Here is a 1,932-nt window from a genome sequence, read left to right as displayed (position 1 = left end):
CAACGAAGATCGCCCCCATACGGCCCTGGGCGGCTTGACGCCCCGAGCCTTCGCCAACCAAGCTGTCACAGCCCGAAAACTTGCATAGGCCGTGGACCACAAACGGGGTCAACTCCACAGGCTCAAAAGCCATACCAAAGGACGGACCACTTCAATGGGGGTTGAACAGGACAGGATCATCAGCCTGCTCCAAGGCGGAGGCGGCAAGCTGATCAGGGATGGCTAACGATCCGTGAACGAAGGCAAGTTCCCGTTCGAGAGAAGCCCCGCGGCTGCCCCTTCGAATAGGGTTCAGCTGCGCAGTACAGTGAAATCACGTGAAAATGATATTAAAGATCTTTAAAGCTTTGGTGTAGCCGTTATGAATCACTAGTATCCTCCTATCTTAAACGGCGATAGCAAAAATTGTTTAACATTAAATCTTAAACCTAAATGATTTAACTGATATTAAAAATTGCAATCCTATTTACAAATTTAGATTGGCAGATTAAGAACGGCATTCATTTGGAAAGGCGCATTAAGCCTAACGAAGCATGGATTACAAAAGGTGTATCACGCTTTCGGATTATATCTATAGATTGGTGTAAAAAATGCTTTCCTGTGAGCAATGGCCGTAGTATAAAGCTCGATTAAACAGACAGTTTAAGTTTATAATATTGCTCGGAATAAGGCATAATTTATCCATGATACCAACCTAGTTTTTTCTTAAAATGACGATATGGTTTTTTAGTAAAACCAAGAAACATAGGTAGGATCGTATGAGTTTCGTAAAAACTAACGGTATCGAATCTTCGAAACAGTTGCCAACTGCTAGCGTAGTTATTCCGGTACTAAACGAAGAAAAGCACATTGAATTTGTTTTAAATAACATATTACAAAACAAACCAGAATCAATCTTAGAAGTAATTGTTGTTGATGGAGGTAGTTCGGATAAAACGCGCGATATCGTTGAGCGCTTTTGTTTGATAGACGAAAATATAAAACTAATTAATAATCCACAAAAAATTCAAGCTTCTGGTATAAACTTAGCTGTCCTTCAATCAAATCCATTGTCTGAAGTTATTATTCGCATGGATGCTCATGCTGATTACGATTCGCACTACTTATTTCACCTGCTTAACGAAATAAAATCTCGCGATGCAGAAAGTATTGTAGTAAGATTATTTACTGTTGGGAATTCATGTTTTCAGCGTGCGGTTGCTTTTGTGTCAAACAATGCCCTTGGAACTGGTGGGGCTGCCCATCGCATGGGAAATAAATCTAAATATGTAGACCATGGGCACCATGCTGCAATAAAGAAAAGTAGCTTTTTGGCATTAGGCGGATACGACGATAGTTTTTCAGCGAACGAAGACGCAGAGTTTGATCATAGACTGACAAAAAGTGGAGGGAAAATTTGGTTTTGCTCAGATATTGTTGTAAGGTATTTCCCCAGGTCCAATCCGGCTGCATTATCAAAGCAATATTTTAGATATGGCCAAGGACGTGCGCAGAATTCACAGAAAAATCGACAAATGCTGAGAATTCGTCAATCCTTACCTATATTTTTTGTTTTATACCTTATTTTTCTAATTCCTCTTGCAATTTTAAACCCAATATTTCTAGCTCCTTTCTTGGTATATTCAACCTCATTAATATTATCTGCTTTATTTGCATTATACAGGGAGCGGTCACTGTGCTACCTGCACGTGTTGTCGGTACTTCCTATAATACATCTTTCATGGGGCGGGGGATTTTTAAAGTACGTCTTGTTAGACGCATTTTCGCGGCGTAAATAGAATTCGCTAGGGATGCAGGTCTCAAAGTCTATCCGGAATCATTTGCATTTTGGCAGAGCTTACGGATCAAGGGACGCACGGAGACCCAGTCGAGGAATGCCAAGGCCTTTCGGCTTTGGCATTCCCAGTCCTTGGTAAGGCGGCGGCAGCAGTT

1 protein-coding gene is annotated in these 1,932 nt (G+C 41.2%); it reads left to right on the top strand.

Features of this window, described 5'->3' with window-relative positions; translation table 11 throughout:
- The first annotated feature begins 758 nt into the window (after positions 1-758).
- A complete protein-coding gene (locus MKK70_RS24500) occupies positions 759-1,778 on the top strand; it encodes a glycosyltransferase family 2 protein (RefSeq protein WP_243950478.1) in 1,020 nt (339 codons plus the stop codon).
- The last annotated feature ends 154 nt before the right edge of the window (positions 1,779-1,932 follow it).

Origin of the sequence: Methylobacterium sp. E-041 (assembly GCF_022829665.1) — a bacterium.
Lineage (GTDB): Bacteria > Pseudomonadota > Alphaproteobacteria > Rhizobiales > Beijerinckiaceae > Methylobacterium.
This window is presented reverse-complemented; position numbering and strand designations above follow the sequence as displayed.